This is a genomic window from Megasphaera coli (assembly GCF_900095855.1).
GTDB classification, from domain to species: Bacteria; Bacillota; Negativicutes; order Veillonellales; family Megasphaeraceae; genus Megasphaera; species Megasphaera massiliensis_A.
The window spans coordinates 395,368-409,551 of the sequence record NZ_FMIY01000002.1; the positions used below are offsets into that span (position 1 = coordinate 395,368).

Annotated in this window: 13 protein-coding genes; 9 read left to right on the forward strand and 4 right to left on the reverse strand. The window is 51.0% G+C overall.

Annotation, left to right across the window (positions count from 1 at the left end; all coding sequences use genetic code 11):
• Window positions 1–9: 9 nt before the first annotated feature.
• The 6 genes from mrdA to BQ2674_RS02345 are packed head-to-tail and all read left to right on the forward strand — an operon-like array spanning window position 10 to window position 7,928.
• Complete coding sequence (mrdA, locus tag BQ2674_RS02320; protein WP_075572256.1) at window positions 10–1,836, forward strand: penicillin-binding protein 2; 1,827 nt, start codon at window positions 10–12, stop codon at window positions 1,834–1,836.
• Between the two features lie 27 nt (window positions 1,837–1,863).
• Window positions 1,864–2,760 (forward strand): AAA family ATPase, encoded by an 897-nt coding sequence (locus BQ2674_RS02325; protein WP_075572257.1) that lies wholly within the window; start codon window positions 1,864–1,866, stop codon window positions 2,758–2,760.
• Between the two features lie 14 nt (window positions 2,761–2,774).
• Window positions 2,775–3,878 carry a rod shape-determining protein RodA gene (gene rodA, locus BQ2674_RS02330; RefSeq protein WP_392397675.1) on the forward strand — a complete coding sequence of 368 codons (1,104 nt, stop codon included), beginning with the start codon at window positions 2,775–2,777 and terminating at the stop codon, window positions 3,876–3,878.
• A gap of 15 nt (window positions 3,879–3,893) precedes the next feature.
• Window positions 3,894–5,783, forward strand: a complete 1,890-nt coding sequence (locus tag BQ2674_RS02335) for a TIGR03960 family B12-binding radical SAM protein (RefSeq protein ID WP_075572259.1) — start codon at window positions 3,894–3,896, stop codon at window positions 5,781–5,783.
• Window positions 5,758–6,462, forward strand: a complete 705-nt coding sequence (locus BQ2674_RS02340) for a TIGR03936 family radical SAM-associated protein (RefSeq protein ID WP_075572260.1) — start codon at window positions 5,758–5,760, stop codon at window positions 6,460–6,462. Before BQ2674_RS02335 ends, BQ2674_RS02340 begins: the two co-directional genes overlap by 26 nt.
• A 26-nt stretch (window positions 6,463–6,488) precedes the next feature.
• Complete coding sequence (locus tag BQ2674_RS02345; RefSeq protein WP_075572261.1) at window positions 6,489–7,928, forward strand: Rne/Rng family ribonuclease; 1,440 nt, start codon at window positions 6,489–6,491, stop codon at window positions 7,926–7,928.
• Window positions 7,929–7,971: 43 nt separating this feature from the next.
• Here BQ2674_RS02345 and BQ2674_RS02350 read toward each other — a convergent pair whose 3' ends face one another.
• Together BQ2674_RS02350 and nadE are read right to left on the reverse strand one after the other, a co-directional pair.
• Window positions 7,972–9,243, reverse strand: a complete 1,272-nt coding sequence (locus BQ2674_RS02350) for a M18 family aminopeptidase (protein WP_075572262.1) — start codon at window positions 9,241–9,243, stop codon at window positions 7,972–7,974.
• A gap of 24 nt (window positions 9,244–9,267) precedes the next feature.
• Window positions 9,268–11,169 (reverse strand): NAD(+) synthase, encoded by a 1,902-nt coding sequence (gene nadE, locus BQ2674_RS02355; protein ID WP_075572263.1) that lies wholly within the window; start codon window positions 11,167–11,169, stop codon window positions 9,268–9,270.
• Window positions 11,170–11,360: 191 nt separating this feature from the next.
• Here nadE and tatA point away from each other — a divergent pair, with 191 nt between their 5' ends.
• Both tatA and BQ2674_RS02365 read left to right on the forward strand, forming a co-directional pair.
• Window positions 11,361–11,558 (forward strand): twin-arginine translocase TatA/TatE family subunit, encoded by a 198-nt coding sequence (tatA, locus tag BQ2674_RS02360; protein WP_075572264.1) that lies wholly within the window; start codon window positions 11,361–11,363, stop codon window positions 11,556–11,558.
• Between the two features lie 17 nt (window positions 11,559–11,575).
• Window positions 11,576–12,466 (forward strand): vWA domain-containing protein, encoded by an 891-nt coding sequence (locus tag BQ2674_RS02365; protein ID WP_083222288.1) that lies wholly within the window; start codon window positions 11,576–11,578, stop codon window positions 12,464–12,466.
• Window positions 12,467–12,532: 66 nt separating this feature from the next.
• On the opposite strand, the gene BQ2674_RS02370 is transcribed toward BQ2674_RS02365, so the two are convergent.
• Both BQ2674_RS02370 and BQ2674_RS02375 read right to left on the reverse strand, forming a co-directional pair.
• On the reverse strand, window positions 12,533–13,240 hold the full coding sequence (locus tag BQ2674_RS02370; protein ID WP_075572265.1) for an SIMPL domain-containing protein: 708 nt from the start codon (window positions 13,238–13,240) through the stop codon (window positions 12,533–12,535).
• 83 nt (window positions 13,241–13,323) lie between these two features.
• A complete protein-coding gene (locus tag BQ2674_RS02375; RefSeq protein WP_075572266.1) occupies window positions 13,324–13,725 on the reverse strand; it encodes a helix-turn-helix domain-containing protein in 402 nt (133 codons plus the stop codon).
• Window positions 13,726–13,846: 121 nt separating this feature from the next.
• On the opposite strand from BQ2674_RS02375, the gene BQ2674_RS02380 reads away from it, so the two are divergent.
• Window positions 13,847–14,077 (forward strand): hypothetical protein, encoded by a 231-nt coding sequence (locus BQ2674_RS02380; protein WP_205407607.1) that lies wholly within the window; start codon window positions 13,847–13,849, stop codon window positions 14,075–14,077.
• The last annotated feature ends 107 nt before the right edge of the window (window positions 14,078–14,184 follow it).

Genomic DNA, 14,184 nt, shown 5'->3' on the forward strand with positions numbered 1-14,184 from the left:
CCGGTACGTATGCTCGAAGCATTACTGAAAAAAAAGAATAATGACGGGCCTTTTCGTTATCTGTACTGGGTAATTATTCTTGTCTTTGCCGTCCTTACGATACGTCTCATGTGGCTTCAGCTCGTTCGCGGCGAATACTACAACTCCCTGGCCGAGGGAAACCGTCTGCGCGCCGTGCCGCTCGCGGCTATGCGCGGCGTTATGTATGATCGGAACGGCCAGATTCTCGTCGGATCGCGGCCGAGTTTTATGGCGACGTATGTGCCCTCACAGGGAAGCATGACGGAAGACGAGCTGTACACATTATCACGCCTCTTAAACGTACCGGAAGAAAAGCTGCGCGAAAAAACGGCGAAAATTAAAAGCTCTTACGTCCCCACGGTCTTGGCGGCCGACTTGACGCAGGACATTGTCACTCGAATCGAAGAGCGGCGCAATGAATTGCCCGGCATTTCAGTCGACGTCCAGCCCATTCGCTACTATCCTTACGATATGATGGCGGCGCAAATATTCGGCTATGTCGGCCAAATAGATGAAGAAGAATTGGAACAGCTTCAAGGGGAAGAAAGCGTTTCGGGAATTACACAAATCGGCAGAGCCGGACTGGAAGCGTATTACGACAGCCTCCTGCGCGGTAAAGACGGCAGCAGGCAGGTCGAAGTGGACGCGTCGGGCAGTCCCGTCAAGGAGTTGGAGCGGAAGAGTCCCGTTGCCGGTCACAATATTCATCTGACGTTGGACTTGAACTTGCAGAAAGCTTTGGAATCGGCCATGGATGCGCAGATTGCGAGCGGTGTCGGTACGAGCGGAATTGCGGCTGTCGCCATCGATCCCAATACGGGCGCCGTTCTTGCTATGGCCAGCAGGCCCGCATACAATCCGAACTGGTTTACGCGCGGTATTACGGAGGTGGAATGGCGGCAGATTAACGATAATCCCAATCATCCCATGGAAAACCGCGTCATTGCCGGTGAATACCCGCCGGGATCGACCTTTAAACTTGTAACCGGCGCGGCTGCGCTGGAGCTTAAAAAGGTGACACCTGACGAAATGATCTTTGACAGCGGCCGCCACTGGCTCGTTGACATGCGAAATGCCGGCGGCGAAGCCTTGGGCTGGATCAATTTTACGGAAGCCCTGGCCAAGTCGGACAATGTTTATTTTTATGAGATCGGTCGCCGCGTAGGCATTGACAAGCTTGAAGAGTATGCGAAAATGTTCGGCATGGGAAAGCCGACGGGAATTGCCTTGCATGGGGAAGAAGCGGGACTTGTCGCCAGTGAGGCTTATAAGGAAAAGAATTTTCACCAGGACTGGTATTTGGGAGATACTTTCAACTCCGCCATCGGTCAGGGATTTCAATTGGTTACGCCTTTACAGGCAGCTATGATGGTCAGTGAAGTAGCCAACGGAGGCATTCAATACAGACCTTTTATTGTCAGCCGCATCGATAACCTGGACGGTACGCCGTATAAGATATTTGCGCCCGAGCAGGTGGGCACGTTGGAAGTGTCCAAGTCTACCCTCGATTTGATTCGCGAAGGCATGCGCAACGTTGCGGAAGAATCGGGTACGGCAGGTTCCCTCTTTGCCGGTTTTCCCGTACAGGTAGCCGGCAAGACGGGGACGGCGGAAAACTTCAGCGGCCGCGATCACGGCTGGTTTGTCGCTTATGCGCCCTATGATCATCCGCGCATCGTCATTGCCGTCCTTACGGAACAGGGCGGTTTCGGCGCCTCGTCGTCGGGGCCGATTGTGAAGACCATGTTGGAAGAATTTTTCCATGTCGGCGCCTATGCGCTCAAGGCGGACGGCAGTGCCAATAAGAGCGAGTAATCGGCAGTATACGGAAAGGAGCAGAGCATGTCTCACATCATAGCAATCGCATCCGGAAAAGGCGGTGTAGGCAAAACATTATTGACCGCGACCTTGGCTGTTGCGCTGGCGCGACGGAACCGTTCCGTTCTCGCCGTTGACGCGGATATGGGTCTGCGCAATTTGGATCTTCTTTTCGGCAGCCAGGACGATGTTTTGTTTGACATTTTTGATGTAATGAAGAAACGTTGTAAGGCGAGTGAAGCGATTATTCCATTGGAGGAGGGCATCGACTTCCTGGCGGCCAGTCAGAAAAAGACGTGGGAAAAAGTGGATCCGCGTACATTTCAGTATACGGTGGAAAAGCTTTCAAGCAACTACGATTATACGCTTATCGATTGCCCGCCCGGGCGGGATAAATCCTTTAAATACGCGACTGCCTTAGGTGACCGCATTTTCTTCGTCGTCGAACCGACGTGGACGTCCTTGCGCGATACGGGGCGAGTCATGCAGTTTTGCAATAAGCATAAGAATTTTGCGTACGACATTATTTTCAACAATGTGTATAAGGATAAGCCGGGCTATTTGTCCGTCGATACGATGATAGATTCGCTCGTGCCCGAAACAGTGGGCGGAGTACTGCCTCATGACGAGGTTATTCATGCGGCCGCTCAGGAAGGCATGATTGCCGACATTCCGCCGACCAATCCCTTTTATGCGGCCTTGGCGGAAACTGTCAAATACTTGGAAACGCAGGAAGAGCCGCTGCGGGAAGAATGGGAAAGTCTCTTGCCGACAGGCGAAGGCATTTTCTTTGCCCCGGACCGATCGGCAGCGCTTTTTGAAACGGATAAGGCGGCTGCAGCAACTGACACGGGGAAACACCCCTTATCCGTGAGACGGCGTATGCGCCAGTCCCTTTCATGGCGCCGCTCTCGGCGCTGAGAGGAGTAAGAATTTTGTTTAAGCGCAATTGGAAACACATTGATAAAATAATGATAACGGCTGCCATCGTACTGGTTCTTATCAGTCTGTGTATCATCGGCAGCGCCACACATATTAATAAAGGCGCCATCAACTATGACTTTGTTGTCAAGCAGGGCGTCGCTTTTGTCGTGAATTTCCTTATGCTCCTGTTTTTCTGCAACTACGATTACACGAGACTGAAACGGTTTGCCAAGCCCTTATACGTTATTAACCTGCTCATGCTCGCGGCGGTCATGTTTTTCGGGACTTCCGCCCTGGGTGCGCAGCGATGGATTCAAATCGGTCCCCTTACACTGCAGCCGTCGGAATTTTCCAAGCTGATCATGATCATTTGTTTGGCTGCCCTTTTGGCGGACCGGGGAGAGAAGTTTGACCGTTGGCGCAGCCTCATACCGGTCGCCCTGTTTGTGGGTGTGCCCTTTCTCCTGGTACTGAAGCAGCCGGACTTGGGGACGAGTCTCGTATTTATCGCCATTGCGGCCGGTATGCTCGTCGTTTCGCGCATAAAACTGTCCATACTGCGCAACATCGCCGTTATGGGTGTACTGGCGGCGCCGATAGGCTGGTTTTTTCTCAAAGATTATCAGAAATCACGAATCCTTGTCTTTTTGGATCCCAATGCGGATCCCTTCGGCGCGGGTTATCATATTATTCAGTCCAAAATTGCCATCGGTTCGGGCATGCTTTTCGGCAAGGGCCTTTTTCAGGGAACTCAAAGTCAGCTGAACTTCCTGCCTGAAAATCATACGGACTTTATTTTCTCCGTCATTGGTGAAGAGCTCGGCTTCTTAGGCTGCCTCTTTATTCTCTTCTTATACTTTGTTCTCATTTACAGGACACTTCTTACGGCCAAAGAATGCAAAGACCGCTTCGGGATTCTCCTGGCAACGGGAATTCTGTCCATGTGGACCTTCGAAATATTGGTTAATGTCGGCATGACCTGCGGCATTATGCCCGTTACAGGCATTCCGTTGCCCTTCATGAGTTACGGCGTCAGCGCCTTGACGACCAATATGATGGCCTTGGGTGTCGTCTTAAATGTTTATTTACGGCAAGAGTCGACTATCTTTCTTTAGTGTAGGAGGCGCAGTGTGTCTCAAACAGTTTATATAGATCCGATTTTACTCAGTAAAGTAACCAAGCCGGCCCGCTATGTCGGCGGCGAATGGAACAGCATCGTCAAAGACCATGAGAGCGTAAAGTTTACGGTTGCTTACTGTTTTCCCGACGTCTATGAAGTGGCCATGAGCCATTTGGGCCTGCGTATTTTATATGCTCTTCTGAACGAACGGGATGACGTGGCGGCTGAACGGGCATACGCTCCTTGGCCCGACATGGAAGCGCTTATGCGGGAAAAGGGATATCCTCTCTATTCGTTGGAAACGAAGACGGCTGTCCGTGATTTCGATATGGTCGGCTTTACGCTGCAATACGAAATGAGCTTCACCAATATTTTAAATATGCTTGATTTGGCGGGCATCCCTCTTCTTGCGAAAGATAGGGGAGAAGATGCGCCTTTAATCGTAGCCGGCGGGCCGTGTGCATATAATCCGGAACCGCTGGCTGATTATTTTGACCTTTTTTGCCTCGGCGAGTCGGAAGAGTCGGTACATCTCCTGGCGGATACGGTTATTGAATGGAAAGAATCAGGCAGGCCCGGCGGCAAAAAAGGCATCCTCAAGATATTGGCTGCGCAGGAGGGAAATTACGTACCCGCTTTTTACCGCGACGAATACGATGAAGAGGGAAATTTTTTGCGCCTCGTGCCGACGGAGCGGGAAGCGAAAACGGTTATTCGCAAGTGTGTCGTCGCAGATGAAGAGCACGTCTTTTTCCCGACCAAGCCCATTGTGCCGAATATCGACATCGTCCATAACCGGGCCGTTCTCGAGCTTTTTCGCGGCTGCAGCAGGGGCTGCCGCTTCTGTCAGGCCGGCATGCTCTATCGGCCCGTTCGTGAAAAATCACCGCAGCGCCTGACGGAAATTGCTAAAGCCATCATTAAAAATTCGGGATACGATGAAATCTCTCTTATGAGTTTGAGCTCTGCCGATTATTCACGCCTGCCCGAGCTGGTGGACATGCTCCTTGAGGCCTTTAAGGACAGGAAGGTCAGCGTCAGTCTGCCGTCTTTGCGGATTGACAGTTTTTCCGTGGATATTGCCGGGAAGGTGCAGCAAGTTCGCAAGAGCGGTCTTACTTTCGCACCTGAAGCGGGTTCGCAGCGAATGCGCGATGTCATCAATAAAGGCGTAACGGAAGAAAATCTCCTCGAAGCCTGTGAAAATGCCTTTCGCAACGGGTGGTCCGCCGTTAAGCTCTACTTTATGATGGGCTTGCCGACGGAAACGGATGAAGATTTGGCGGGTATTGCCGACCTGGCTTATAAGGTGCTCAACCTCTATCGCAGGGTAACTGGGAAAAACAACGGCAAAGTGACCGTATCCGTGTCGAGTTTCGTGCCTAAATCGCATTCGGCCTTTCAGTGGGCCGGCCAGTGTTCCATCGAAGAAATAGAGAGAAAGCAGCAGTTTATAAAGAACCTTATTCGGGACAAACACATTTCTTACCACTATCATGACGCGCGGACCGGGCGGATGGAAGCTGCCTTTGCCCGCGGCGACAGGCGTCTCGGCAAGGTCCTCTATGAAGCATGGAAGCGGGGCTGCAAGTTTGACGGTTGGACGGAAATGTTCGACTGCGACAAGTGGAATGACGCCTTTGCGGCGGCAGGACTGGATGTGGACTACTTTGCGTCCCGCGAGCGGAAAGATGACGAGCCCTTTCCGTGGGAGCATATGGACTCAGGTGTGGCGCGAGGTTATTTGCTGAACGAGTGGAACAAAGCGCACGACACCGAATTGACTCGTGACTGTCGCCGTGAGCGGTGTACGGGCTGCGGCGTTTGTCCGAATCTGAATGTGCATATCGTCGATTTAAAGGAAGGTAACGGGTATGGCAAGACTACGTTTAGTTATTAAAAAGACCGGTTCCCTTCAATTTCTGTCACACCTTGATTTTGCCGGAACCGTTCGCTATATTGTAACGCGGGCGGATCTTCCCGTCCTCTATTCGGAAGGCTTCAATCCGCACATGAAAATTTCTTTCGCTTCCGCCTTGGGCGTCGGCGTAGGGGCGGACGAAGAATATATGGACCTGGAATTGGCCGAAGAAGTACCGCTTGAAGAGGTCATGGTCCGCATGAATTCCACGTCGCCGAGCGGTTTTGCCGTTCTCGGCGGCAAGTACGTGGATGCGAAGGCGCCGAAGCTCATGGCCGTCGCCAATTACGCTGTCTATATCTTGTGCGGCCCTTTGACGGCAGCTGTCAATGATGAGGAGCTTGCGGCTCTCTTGAAGCGGTTTAATGAAGCGACCGAAGTATTTTATGAAAAATATTCGCCCAAGACGAAAAAAACGCGGCGCATTGATGTTAAAGAGCACCTCATCGAGGACGTGACGGGACGCATAAACGGAGAGAATTTGGAACTCACCGTACCCATTTATCAAACCGAAGCCGGCGCCATCAAACCGATTCAGGTTTGGGAAATCCTGGCGAAAGACTTCGCCCTTCCCGTCGATAAAGAACTCATGCTCGCTCGGCGAACGGCCTTGCGGCACCGTGAGCGGGGAGTGAATTATTCGCTTTTGGAAGGATAAAACGGTCGGTCAGGCGGTGGAGAGTTATGAAGACTATAGTTGCCAATGTTATACCTGAAGAGACGCGTATGGCCGTCATTGAAGAAGGTCGGCTCCGCGATTACGCTGTCGAGCGGGATGACGAAATGCATATTGTCAATCACATATATAAGGGTGTCATCCAAAATATTCTGCCTGCCATGCAGGCGGCTTTTGTCGACATCGGCAGAAAAAAGAATGCTTTTCTCTATTTAGGCGATTTATTTCCCCGCGCGGCGACGAAAGATGAAGTACAGCAAACACATATTTCCGTCGGCCAGAGCGTGCTCGTCCAGGTGACCAAGGACGAGCAGGCCATGAAAGGTGCCAAGGTAACGGCCAATATCAGTATTGCCGGACGCTATGCCGTACTCATGCCGAATGTCAACTACGTGGGCGTATCCAAGAAAATACGGGACGAAGCGGAGCGGGACAGGCTGCGGCGCCTCGTCGATACGGTCAAACCGAACGGCGCGGGCATTATTGTGCGCACAGTAGCGGCGGAAACGACGACGGAAGAATTTCTGGCGGATTTGCACTACTTAAGTCAAACGTGGAACGGTATTTGCCGGCGCTATAAACTGGCGAAGAAACCGAAGCTTCTCTACAGGGAAGCGGATCTTTTGATGCGTATCATACGCGATTACTTTACGGCCGACGTAACGTCTCTTATAGTTGATACCAGGGAAGCGTATGAACGGGTAGTCGGATTTTTTGCCAATGACGAAGAAAACGCAAAAAAAATCTCCCTCTATACGGGAGAAGAGCCTGTATTCGACTATTATCATATTGAAGACGAACTCCACTGTTTAACGGCGCGCCAAGTGGCCCTGCCTTCAGGAGGCACTCTCGTTATCGACCATACGGAAGCCCTTACGGTCATTGACGTCAACAGCGGCAAGTACGTCGGCAGCAGCACATTGGCGGATACGATTTTCCATGTAAACAAGGAGGCGGCCGTCGAAATAGCGCGGCAATTGCGGTTGCGCGATATAGGCGGCATTGTTCTCGTCGATTTTATCGACATGACCGGGGTGGAACGGCGGGAAGAGGTGCTGCGTATCTTGCAGCGCGAGACAGCTGCAGACAGAGCGCGCGTTCACGTTCTCGGCATGACGGCGCTGAACCTCGTCGAGATCACCCGCAAAAAGTCACGCCAAGGACTGCAGCAGACCATGTCTGCGCTCTGCACGGTTTGCGGCGGCACGGGCAGTCTGGCCTCGCCCGAATCGATATACATCCGGATCGTGCGGCAACTGCGCCATATGGTGCGGGTTCACCATATACAGGGGGATATCCTCATCAGTGCTCACGACGACGTGCTGACCCTGTTCAAAGATAAAAAGAGAAGAGAAGCATTGGAGCGGGAGCTGCATCGTACGTTTTACTTTGAAAACAGCGGGCACCCGAACAGGGAAGTCTTCTCCGTATTTTCCCATGCGGAATGATATAGGGGACAAGTAAAAAGGGACTGCGCGGTCAGTCTCTTTTTTATGCCAAAAAAGCGGTGACGAGGTTATTCAAGTGCTTTTGATCGCCGGCTCCCATCGTTTCATATGCCGAGTGCATGGAAAGAAGAGGCGCACCTATGTCCATCGTGCGAACGGGCAGGCGTGCGGACAAAAGGGAACCCAAGGTCGAGCCGCCGCGCATATCCGATCGGTTGACGAAGATCTGGCAGGGAATGTCGTGTGCCTCGGCCAAGGATTTTATGACGGCCACCGCTTCGGCATCGCCCGCATAGGTTTGGCTCGCCGCGGTCTTGAGGACGACACCGCCGCCCAGGACGGGAAAGTTTGTGAGGTCGTTCTTTTCCGGATAATTCGGGTGGTATGCATGTGCCACGTCGACGGAAAGGAGAAAGGCGCGCGCACATTGACGCGTATATTCTTCTTCCGTAAAGCCGAGAACGGCGTAAATGCGGCGCAGCAAATCCGGAACGACTTGCGATGCCGCGCCCTGCTTGGTAGTGCTGCCGACTTCTTCATTGTCAAAGAGAAGTGCCAGGCGCAGGCCGTCGGCTTTTGTCCGTATAATGCTCCTCAGGCAGGCCGCAACGGACGTGAGATTGTCCAGGCGCGGTGAACCGAGAAACTCATTGTGCAGGCCGAAGATTCGCCCCTTCTCGACCGGGTAGAGGGAGAGCTCGTATGAAAGAATAGCTTCGGGCTTTGAACGGCAGAGACCTGCCAAATAAGGCAGAAAGTAGACTTCATCTATAGCCTCGCCCGTCATGGTCATCAGGGGAAGCAGTTCTTTTTGCGAATTGAAGGGCTCCGCATCACTGCCGCGGCCCATATGGACCGCCAGCTCGGGAATGATGCAGAGCGGCTTTTGGGCGTCCGTCAATATCGTTTTCGGCGAGAACGGGTCTTTTCCCCTGACGACGACCTTGCCCGCCAGGGACAGGGGGCGGTCGAGCCAGGAGCGTTGAATCATGCCGCCGTAGACTTCTACGTTCAGCTTGCCGTACCTTTTGGCGACGATTTCGGGAGACGGTTTGACGCGCAGGCAGGGGAAATCGGTATGGGCCGCCGCAAGACGCAGGCCGGCAGCCGGGTTTGCACCGATTGTAAAGGCGACGAGAGTCGAGCCGTAATATGAGAGATAGTATTTTCCGCCCGGCCGGAGCGGCCATGTGTCGGCCGGATCCAGTTCCGCAAATCCGGCGTCCGCCAGTTGTCGTTTGCCTTCGGCGACGACGTGAAAGGGCGACGTGCCCGCCCCGAGCAGATGAAGGAGTTCTTTCTGATGTATGTCCATAGCCGTGTCCTTTCGCGAATAAGGTTATTTGTGCAGGAGATTTTCTTTCAGCCGCTTATATTCCCGCGTATAGTACGGCCGCAGCTGTGACTCGCGCAGATCGTTGCCGAAAGAGCGGCGGCTGACGGAGAGTATGGGCGGTGACTGAATGCGTTTGGCTACGGCAAAGCCGCTGAAGAGATTCCACCATCGTTCCAGATCGGCAATAAAGGCGGCCGTGTCGGGGAAGAGCTCATCAATTTTGACGGGCGTACCGAGCTTTTCGGCCAACCTGCCTTCACTGTACCAGCGAAGAATCGTTTCGGGAGCGGCACGCTGCCACCGTTCCGTAAAGGCCGCGAAGAGACGGTCGTGGTACGGATAGATGAGCGGATCTCCTTGCCCCTTCGCGATATCCTGACCGGCCGAGAGTTCCGCGCTCGGTATGATATCGATACTTCCTTGGGGAACAACTTCCCGTTTAAAGACGAATTCGTTGAGGTAGCCGGCCAAAGCGTAGATTTGATACTTCCACAAGTCCGCCGTTGCCGCCAAAAAGCCGGCGCCGTCTCCGTAGAGTGTGGCGTAGCCGACGGTTGATTCGGCCTTGTTGGCGTTGCACGTAAAGACGCCGCCGACGGCAGCGGCCGCAGCTGCAAGAATGCGTGACGATCTGTCGCGGGCCTGAATATTTTCTTCCATAAAGGAGGTGAGCTCCAAGGGCGGCAGCACCTTATTACCGCAGGTGACTGCGGCAGCGGCAAATTGTTTTTTCGTGAGCTCCAGACTGTCCTGAACGGGAATGACCGTATAGAGACAGCCTATATTATCGGCCAATTGGCGTGCCAGGTCTTTGGTCGTTTCCGAATTATAACGGCTCGGCATGTTTACGAGGAGTAAGTTTTCCGGCTTCAGAACACTTGCATATAAAGCGGCATTTACAGCCGAATCGATGCCGCCGGATACGCCGATGACGACTTTTTTCATACCGATTTGCTCCAAGAAGGAACGAATCCCGTATTGCAGGCTCGTGAAGATTTCGGCGGTTTCATTTTTTTCTGTGTACGCAGGGGGGAGCGTATTCGAGAAGGAGCGGCTTTCACTTTCATAGGTGACGAAGGCCAGGTCTTCCTCAAAAGACGGGCAGCTGCGGCAGAGGGAGCCCGTCTTGTCGTATACACCGCTCGTGCCGTCAAAGGTGTAAATATTTTTGCCGTTATTTTGAATACCTGTGCAATTAACATAAATTACGGGACGCTTGAATTTCTCGACGGCCTTTTTAAAGAGGCGGTTGCGCCGTTCCGTCTTACCGAGCGTAAAAGGAGAGTTGGAAATATTAATGAACATGTCGAGGTCATACATATCGCTTAAACAGGTCATGGGCTTAAACGCGTAATTCTCATCCCAACTGTCCTCGCAAATAAGCGGTCCTGCCGTAAGGGTGCCGGCCGAACCGAAATCCAGCTTTACAGGAGAGAGGAAGTCTTCCGGGAAGACATGCCGTTCCTGAGCCACTTCCGTAAGGGATGTGAAGTGGCGTAAGTCATTAAATTCGCGGTAATTAGGGAGCAGGGTTTTGATGTAGAAGGGATAAGGAGAGCGGCCCGGTGAAATGAACTTACCCTTTTGGGCGATGAACATAGCGTTGTATTTACGCGGCCGTCCGTCGGGATTTGTTTTATCCGCTTCGATGGCCACATTGCCGTAAATAACGGTAATATTGTCCGAAAGAGCACGGATTTCTTCGCCGCAGCGAACACATTCGGTCATGTAATCAGGCTGATCCCAGTTGTCACCGATGAAATATCCGGGAATTGCCAGCTCCGGAAAAATAATGAGGTGACACTTGTTTTTCTTTGCCCTTTCAATATATTGCTTCATCTTTTCCGTATTAGCCTCGGCATTGCCGGGCTGCACGGAAAATTGGGCCAAGCCTATTTTCAGCATATAAAGCCTCCTTGAATAATATATAATAATACTACCATATCAGGCGATTTCAGGACAATAAATATACGGCTCCGAGGCGGAGAAAACATGTCCGCCGCAATTACCCGAAATGCCGGTTTTCGTGCTATAATACATAACATAATCTAATTCTCTCAAGAGAATGAAGTATAGTTTTGAAAGGATTGGCGCCTATGCATTTAGGAATTCAGGAATTATTGGTTATTTTAGTTATCGTTCTTGTGCTTTTCGGCGGCAAGAAGGTCAGCGGCCTCGGCAAAGCCTTGGGAACAAGCTTGCGCGAGTTTAAACAGGAAGTAAATAAAAGTGATGCGGCTGAAACATCGGAAAAAAAGGAGCCTGAATCCGACAGCGATAAGAAAGAAGAGTAGGGAAAGGAGCATAGAAGATGAAACTGAAAGTACTTGCCTTGACGGCAATAATGGCAGCGGGGCTTACGTGCGGCTTTGCTTCGGCTGAAACGGGCGGCAATACGGGCGTTCGTCTTTTATCCGGCAAGGGAATCGGCAGTACCGTTACGCCTATACGGGGAGTAAAAGATAAGTCCGATCCGATAGCGCAGCTTCTGGCTTTGGTCAGCGGCGGTGCGACCGCAAAGGACCTTAATGCGGCCGGTACGGCCGCAACTGCAGGCGATTCGGACCGGAAAGAACGGCCCAATCACTTGGAACTGGTAATGGTAATCGATCAGAGCGGCTCCATGAGCGGACTGGAAGACGACACTATCGGCGGGTTCAACTCCATGATTGAAAGACAGAAAAAAGACGACGTAAACGCCAACGTAACGGCCGTCGTTTTCAACGATACGGCCCGGACGATTTATGATCGGGAAAAGCTCGGCAATATCACTAAAATGACGGATAAGGATTACCGTCCCGGCGGTATGACGGCTTTGATGGATGCTGTCGGTACGACGATTGCAAAGGTGGAAAAATATCCGGACATCGGCAAAACAGGCAATAAGGTGCTCTTTGTCATCATTACGGACGGACAGGAAAATGACAGCAAGGAATACACGAAGGCCCATATTAAGAAGCTGATTTCCGATAAACAGGAAAAAGACGGTTGGGAATTTGTCTTCCTCGGCGCCAACATTGACGCGGCGGCGGAAGCGAAAGATATGGGCATTAAAGAAGAAAATGCCGTTAAATACAAGAATACAAGTCAAGGTGTCAGAGCGAATTACAACGGTGTGGCTAAATTGGCAAGCGACCTTGCGTCCAATAATTTGGCAGGCAGCCGCTGGAAGAGTGAAATTGACGAAGATAAGGATAAATGAAATATACAAAAAGAAGGACTGTGCTGAGCAGTCCTTCTTTTTGTATACGTGTTTATAGGCGTTTACTTACTGCAAGTAGTAAACAATATCCACCGTTTCGCTGAGTTTATTCGTGCCCGGTTCAACCGGTGTAAGGTCGGCCGCCTTTGCGGTGCGCAGTAAGCTCATGCCGACAGCATTTGCTTCATAAACGGGCGACGTACCGTTGACGGACAGGGACTTTATGGAGCCCAACTGATGCCCTGTTGCTTCGGCTGCCGCCTGTGCCGCCTGCCTGCCGTTGTAAACGGCTTTTTTAATCAAAGTGCTCCGCAGCGTGTCGGCATGTTCGTTCGTAAAACGGATGCCGTGAATTTGGTTGGCGCCGATTGCGCTTGCCTTGGCAATGAGACGGGGCAGTATATCGAAGTCGGAAACCTTGATTTCCAAATTGTTGCTCACCGTATAGCCCGAGATTTTCTGATCTTTCGTGTAGTTCGGGTAGATGCTGAGCCCGTTCGTTTTCATGTCCTTCCTGTCAATACCGAAGGAAAGGGCGGCCTGTTCCACCTGGCTTATAATGGCGTTGTTCTTCGTGCGCGCGCTTTCGCTGCTGTCACCGGTCGTAGTCATGCCGATAGTGATGTACGCCGTATCGGGTGTCGTTTCTTCTTCGGCATAACCCGTAACGGAAACGGTCGGTGCTTCCTCCTGTGTCGCATAAGCCGGAGCGCCGGCCAGAACCGAGGTTACGCAAAGACAGAGAAGAGCGGTTCTTATGGATCTTGGTAACATGAGAGAGTCCTCCTTGAAATTTCAAACTTAAGCGGTTTTATTATAACACTCTCTGCCGCGTGAAGAAAGATGCAGTATACTTATCAATATTCTTTGTCTTTTTTATACTCTTTCCCTCTAAGCAGTTCCTTGATGATCCGTGTCAGCATATCCCGGTTTTCTCTCGACAGCCGATAATCGACACCGTCGAACCTGATACGGGAAGTATTCAGCATATATCTCAGATCCGGCAGATCTCCGGTACCGTACGTGCTCATATCATCATTCAGAAGGCAGGCGGACTGATTTTTCCCTATTTGTGCCAACGTATCGGCGGAAATATGTAATCCGCTGCATATTTTTAGTATATTATGTAAAGAACCGCCATCTACATTTCTTAAAATAGAATATAGTGTTCCGTAAGGCATATCAATAGTTGCGGCAAAATCCTTTAATGTCCAGCGTTTTAAAATTAAATTTTTCAAATAATCCTCTTTTGTTGTCATCACGACCTCCTTTTACTTAATTTTACATAAAGGATGAAGGGTTTTCAATAAAAAAATGTTGTAATAGGATTGTAATGAGGTGGACTTTTTGAAAATAAGAAGATATAATGTATAGAAAAATTTGAAATTTAGAATTGAAAAGAGAGGATGCGAATTGTACAGAAATTTAATGGCTGAATTATCAAAGCGGGCCGTAAGCCTTGATGAACTGTCGGAAAAGATGGGGATGGACTGTCAGGTAATGTCGTCAAAAATAGCCAACCGGAATGAACTTAAGTTTAAAGAGGCGGTAAAAATCAAAGCAATTTTAAAAACAGATATGCCGTTAGAGCAACTTTTTTTATGGGAATAAATTTGATATTTAGAATCTAATAATTATGTAATTTACAATCGACGTAACGGCTGTTAACGATTCAAACCGTATTTGAATGACTGTGCTGCGGATATTATTCAGAAGAT

What these genes read in the sequence shown, in the direction of transcription:
- mrdA (WP_075572256.1), top strand. Translation starts at nt 10, where the DNA reads ATGCTCGAAGCATTACTGAAAAAAAAGAATAATGACGGGCCTTTTCGT.
- BQ2674_RS02325 (WP_075572257.1), top strand. Translation starts at nt 1,864, where the DNA reads ATGTCTCACATCATAGCAATCGCATCCGGAAAAGGCGGTGTAGGCAAA.
- BQ2674_RS02340 (WP_075572260.1), top strand. Translation starts at nt 5,758, where the DNA reads ATGGCAAGACTACGTTTAGTTATTAAAAAGACCGGTTCCCTTCAATTT.
- BQ2674_RS02345 (WP_075572261.1), top strand. Translation starts at nt 6,489, where the DNA reads ATGAAGACTATAGTTGCCAATGTTATACCTGAAGAGACGCGTATGGCC.
- BQ2674_RS02350 (WP_075572262.1), bottom strand. Translation starts at nt 9,243, where the DNA reads ATGGACATACATCAGAAAGAACTCCTTCATCTGCTCGGGGCGGGCACG.
- nadE (WP_075572263.1), bottom strand. Translation starts at nt 11,169, where the DNA reads ATGCTGAAAATAGGCTTGGCCCAATTTTCCGTGCAGCCCGGCAATGCC.
- tatA (WP_075572264.1), top strand. Translation starts at nt 11,361, where the DNA reads ATGCATTTAGGAATTCAGGAATTATTGGTTATTTTAGTTATCGTTCTT.
- BQ2674_RS02365 (WP_083222288.1), top strand. Translation starts at nt 11,576, where the DNA reads ATGAAACTGAAAGTACTTGCCTTGACGGCAATAATGGCAGCGGGGCTT.
- BQ2674_RS02370 (WP_075572265.1), bottom strand. Translation starts at nt 13,240, where the DNA reads ATGTTACCAAGATCCATAAGAACCGCTCTTCTCTGTCTTTGCGTAACC.
- BQ2674_RS02375 (WP_075572266.1), bottom strand. Translation starts at nt 13,725, where the DNA reads ATGACAACAAAAGAGGATTATTTGAAAAATTTAATTTTAAAACGCTGG.